Origin of the sequence: Pseudonocardia sp. SID8383 (assembly GCF_009864975.1) — a bacterium.
GTDB classification, from domain to species: Bacteria; Actinomycetota; Actinomycetes; order Mycobacteriales; family Pseudonocardiaceae; genus Pseudonocardia; species Pseudonocardia alni.
The window spans coordinates 1-3896 of sequence record NZ_WWFY01000927.1; the positions used below are offsets into that span (position 1 = coordinate 1).

The 3896-nt window shown below is 72.3% G+C and carries 3 protein-coding genes and 1 pseudogene; all 4 read right to left on the reverse strand.

Annotation, left to right across the window (positions count from 1 at the left end; translation table 11 throughout):
• Positions 1-889 (reverse strand): annotated as a pseudogene (locus GTW08_RS22300) ([protein-PII] uridylyltransferase); the annotation flags it as partial.
• A 138-nt stretch (positions 890-1027) separates the two neighbouring features.
• A complete protein-coding gene (locus GTW08_RS22305; RefSeq protein ID WP_062401001.1) occupies positions 1028-1366 on the reverse strand; it encodes a P-II family nitrogen regulator in 339 nt (112 codons plus the stop codon).
• Positions 1367-1369: 3 nt separating this feature from the next.
• Positions 1370-2698 (reverse strand): ammonium transporter, encoded by a 1329-nt coding sequence (locus GTW08_RS22310; protein ID WP_301549162.1) that lies wholly within the window; start codon positions 2696-2698, stop codon positions 1370-1372.
• A gap of 220 nt (positions 2699-2918) precedes the next feature.
• Positions 2919-3896, reverse strand: a 978-nt coding sequence (gene ftsY, locus GTW08_RS22315) for a signal recognition particle-docking protein FtsY (protein WP_161152467.1), incomplete at its 5' end; no start/stop codon positions are given.

The window sequence follows — 3896 nt, forward strand, 5'->3', positions numbered from 1 at the left end:
CGAGCCCCCGGCGAGGCAGCGCGTTGCGGGCCTGGCGCAGCCCGACCTCGGCCGCGAAGGCGACCGCGCGGGCCGCACCCGACAGGGCGCGGGCCAGGTCGAAACGGTCCCCGACCTCGAGGATCGTGGCGATGTCGTCGGCCTCCTGGGCGCGCAGGACGTCGCGGGCCCGGCCGGAGAGCCGGTGCAGCTCGGTGCGCACGTCCAGCAGCAGCGCACGGGCGGCGACGACGTCGGGCCCCGGCCGGTCGACGAGCTGGGCGGTGGCCAGGGCGTCGAGCAGCTGCACGTCCCGCAGGCCGCCGTGGCCGTTCTTCAGGTCCGGCTCGATGCGGTGGGCGACGTCGCCGTTGCGCCGCCAGCGGTCGGTGGTGGTGTCGACGATCTCGTCGAAGCGGCTGCGCATCCCGGCCCGCCAGGCCGCACGGACGGCGTCGCGGACCTTGCCGGTGAGCGTCGCGTCCCCCGCGACGTGCCGCAGCTCCAGCAGCCCGAGGGCCGCCCGCAGGTCGGTCGCCGCGATCTGCACGGCCTGTCCGGGGGTGCGCACCGAGTGGTCGAGCCCGATCCCGGCGTCCCAGAGCGGGTACCAGAGCTTCTCCGCGAGCGCGTCGACGTCGGTCCGGCCGTCGTACAGGAGCACGAGGTCGAGGTCGGACCAGGGGCACAGCTCGCGCCGGCCGAGCGCACCGACGGCCGCCAGCGCCGTCCCGCTGCCCTCACCGCCGACCCCGAGTGCCGCGCACCGGGAGGAGAGCCAGAAGTCGTGCAGGTCGACCAGCGCGGCCCGCAACGCCTCCGGGCCGTGGTGGTGCCGGCCGTTGGATTCCAGGAGGACCGATTTCGCCTTGACCAGGTCCGCCGCTTCGCCCGACCCGAGGACCGTCATCGCCCCGCGCCACCCGCTTCCTGTTCGTTCGAGTAGTGGACCGCTTACATGCCGTGATGTCCGATTCGAGTCCGGACGGCGGACGGCCCGCCGCACTCCGGGAAGGGAGCGCGACGGGCCGTCGCGAGGGACCGTCGGTCAGATGGCGTCGGCGCCGCGTTCTCCGGTCCGGACGCGGACCACGGTCTCGACCGGGGTCACCCAGACCTTGCCGTCACCGATCTTGCCGGTGCGGGCGGCCTCGACGACCGCGTCGACGACCTTGTCCTGCAGCGCGTCGTCGACCACGACCTCGACGCGGACCTTCGGCACGAAGTCGACCGAGTACTCCGCGCCCCGGTAGACCTCGGTGTGGCCCTTCTGGCGGCCGTAGCCCTGGACCTCGCTGATGGTCAGACCGAGCACGCCGATCTGCTCCAGGGCGCCCTTGACGTCCTCCAGGACGAACGGCTTGACGATGGCGGTCACGAGCTTCACGGGTCAGACCTCCTGCTTCGCGACGGGGGTGGCCTTCGCCTCGGTGGCGGGCTTCGGCGAGGAGCCGAGACCGCTGCCGCCGCGCAGGCCGGAGAACTCGTAGCCGGTCTCGGCGTGCTCCGCCTCGTCGATGCCGGCCTGCTCGGCCTCGTCCTCGACGCGCAGGCCCAGGGTGGCCTTGACGATGAAGGCGATGATCGCGGTCACGATGCCGCAGTAGACCAGCGTGGCGAGCGCGGCCACGGCCTGGCGCCAGAGCTGGTCGACGCCGCCGCCGTAGAACAGACCGTTGGTCTCGTCGGGGGCGATGTCGGTGGCGAAGAACCCGATGGCCAGGGTGCCCCAGAGGCCGGCGACGAGGTGGACGCCGACGACGTCGAACGAGTCGTCGTAGCCGAGCTTGTACTTCCAGCCGACCGCGTAGGCCGACAGTGCACCGGCGAGGACACCGATGGCGAGTGCGCCCAGCGGGGAGACCGAGGCGCAGGCCGGGGTGATCGCGACCAGACCCGCGACGATGCCGGAGGCGGCGCCGAGCGAGGTGGCCTTGCCGTAGCGGATCTTCTCGATCAGCAGCCAGCCGAGGATGGCGGCGGCCGTGGCGGCGATGGTGTTGGTGAAGGCGTAGGCGGCGGCCCAGTCGGCGGCACCGGACGACCCGGCGTTGAAGCCGAACCAGCCGAACCAGAGCAGACCGGCGCCGAGCATGACCATGGTCAGGTTGTGCGGGCGCATGGCCTCACGCGGCCAGCCGCGGCGCTTGCCCAGGATGATGCAGAGGACCAGGGCGGCCATACCGGCGTTGATGTGGACGGCGGTACCACCGGCGAAGTCGAGCGCGCCCAGCGAGGTGGCGATCCAGCCCTGCTCCAGGTCGAAGACCCAGTGCGCGATCGGGAAGTAGACCAGGACGGCCCACAGGCCGGAGAAGAGCATCCACGCGCCGAACTTCATGCGGTCGGCGGCGGCACCGGCGATCAGCGCGACCGTCAGGATCGCGAACATCGCCTGGAAGCTGACGAAGGCCAGCTGCGGCAGCGTCTCGGCGGCCTGGTCGTTCGCCAGGATCGCGGTGAGGCCGAAGTAGGCGAACGGGTCGCCCAGCAGGCCGCCGCCGAGGTCCGGGCCGAAGGTCATCGAATAGCCGAACAGGATCCAGAGGACACCGACGAGGCCCAGCGAGCTGAAGCACATCATCATCATGTTCAGCACGCTCTTGGACCGGGCCTGGCCGCCGTAGAACAGCGCGACCCCCGGTGTCATGAGCAGTACGAGCGCGGCGCTCGCCAGGATCCAGGCGGTGTCGCCGCCGTTGAGGGCCTCTGCAGGCACTGTTCCTCCCATGTCCGTCCATCTGGCTGACTGGGGAGGAAGAATGGTGATCGCGTGTTTCGCATTCGGCGCCTGTCCGTTTCGTAACGGTTAACAGGCAGCCGCGCCGGATGACGGTTGGGTTACCCAACCGGATCCGGAGGATCGAAGGTCATCCGGATGGTCCGGTTCGTGACATGACGCACGGTGCGGGCCGTCCGCGACGGCCCGCACCGTGACCTCAGTCGAGCAGTGCCTCGACGAACGCGGTGGGCTCGAACGGGGCCAGGTCGTCGGGGCCCTCACCGAGCCCGACGAGCTTGACCGGCACCCCCAGCTCGCGCTGCACGCGGAACACGATGCCGCCCTTGGCGGTGCCGTCGAGCTTGGTGAGCACCACCCCGGTGACGTCCACGACCTCACCGAACACCCGCGCCTGGGTCAGCCCGTTCTGGCCGGTGGTGGCGTCGAGGACGAGCAGGACCTCGTCGACCCGGGCCTGCTTCTCGACGACGCGCTTGACCTTGCCCAGCTCGTCCATCAGGCCGGTCTTGGTGTGCAGCCGGCCCGCGGTGTCGAGCAGGACGGCGTCCACCCCGTCGTCGGTGCCGCGCTTGACGGCGTCGAAGGCGACCGAGGCCGGGTCGGCGCCCTCGGGCCCGCGGACGACACCCGCACCGGAGCGCTCGCCCCAGGTGACGAGCTGCTCGGCGGCGGCGGCCCGGAAGGTGTCGGCCGCGCCGAGTGTCACCCGGTGCCCACCCGCGACCAGCACCCGGGCGAGCTTGCCGGTGGTGGTGGTCTTGCCGGTGCCGTTGACGCCGACGACCAGCAGCACCGCGGGCCGCCCGTCGTGCGGCAGCGCGTGTACCGAGCGGTCCTGGCCGGTGCCGAGGGCCTCGACGAGCACGTCGCGCAGTGCGGCGCGGGCCTGCTCGGCGGTGCGGACGCCGCGGGTCGCGATCTGCTCGCGCAGCTTCTCGACGATCTCGGCGGTCGTCTCGGGACCGAGGTCGGCCTGCAGCAGAGTGGCCTCGATGTCCTCCCAGGACTCCTCGTCCAGGTCACCGGCGCCGAGCAGGCCCAGCAGGCTCTGGCCGAGCCCGGAGCGCGAGCGGGACAGCCGCCCGCGCAGCCGGCCGATCCGGCCCTCGGCCGGGGCGATGTCCTCGGTGGGCGCGCCCGGGGCGACCGGCGCCTGCGGGTCCGCCGCCCCCGG